This window comes from Geminicoccus flavidas, assembly GCF_009806515.1.
GTDB classification, from domain to species: Bacteria; Pseudomonadota; Alphaproteobacteria; order Geminicoccales; family Geminicoccaceae; genus Geminicoccus; species Geminicoccus flavidus.
The window spans coordinates 1-773 of the sequence record NZ_WUJP01000433.1 but is presented as its reverse complement, the minus strand read 5'-3'; the positions used below and the strand labels follow the sequence as shown (position 1 = coordinate 773).

The following is a 773-nucleotide window of genomic DNA, read 5'->3' as shown; positions in this document are numbered from 1 at the left end:
CGGGCGGCAGGCAGCACTGGTCCGGCCGGCATGCTGCACTTGCGTAATAGGTCTGGATGGTAATCGGTTGCCTGGCTAGGTTGCCGCCCGCAGGTCTGCGCATGTCCTGGCCGCTGACGGCATGGAGGGCGGTTCCCGTCCCGCGTCGTCCCGATCAATCCATCGTTCAATCCGTCATGATGTGTGGAGGGTGCCCGCTCGATGAGCTTGTCCGGTCAGTCCCAGGAGGGGATGCCCGCCGTCGGGATCGACGTGGGCGGAACCTTCACCGACTTCGTGGTGGTGATGCCGGACGGTAGCCTCCTCCAGCACAAGCAGCCGAGCACGCCGGCCGATCCGTCGCGGGCGGTGGGGGAGGGGCTGCGCGCGCTGACAGCACGGCATCCGGCGCTGGCCGGCCGGACCCTGCGCATCGTCCATGGCACCACGCTGGCACTGAACGCGATCCTGCAGCGCAAGGTGGCCGATGTCGCCCTGGTGGTCGCCAAGGGTGGGCGCGACGTGCTGGAGATCGGGCGGGCGAAGCTCAAGACGCCCTACAACTTCCACCTGGGCAAGGAACAGGCGGTCGTCCCGCGCGACCTGATCTTCGAGATCGATGCGCGGGTCGCCGCCGACGGTGCCGTGCTGGCCCGGCCGGACGAGGCCGCGGTCGATGCGCTGTGCCGGGAGATCGCCGCCTCGCGGGCCGGTGCGGTCGCGATCATGCTCCTGAACGCCTATGTCGACCCGACGCTGGAGATCGAGCTCGGCCGGGCGATCGCGGCCCGACT

Annotated in this window: 1 protein-coding gene; it reads left to right on the top strand. The window is 69.5% G+C overall.

Annotated features, from left to right (window positions below; genetic code table 11):
- Positions 1-201: 201 nt before the first annotated feature.
- A partial coding sequence (locus tag EQG76_RS12090) for a hydantoinase/oxoprolinase N-terminal domain-containing protein (protein ID WP_321573454.1) occupies positions 202-773 on the top strand: 572 nt, incomplete at its 3' end.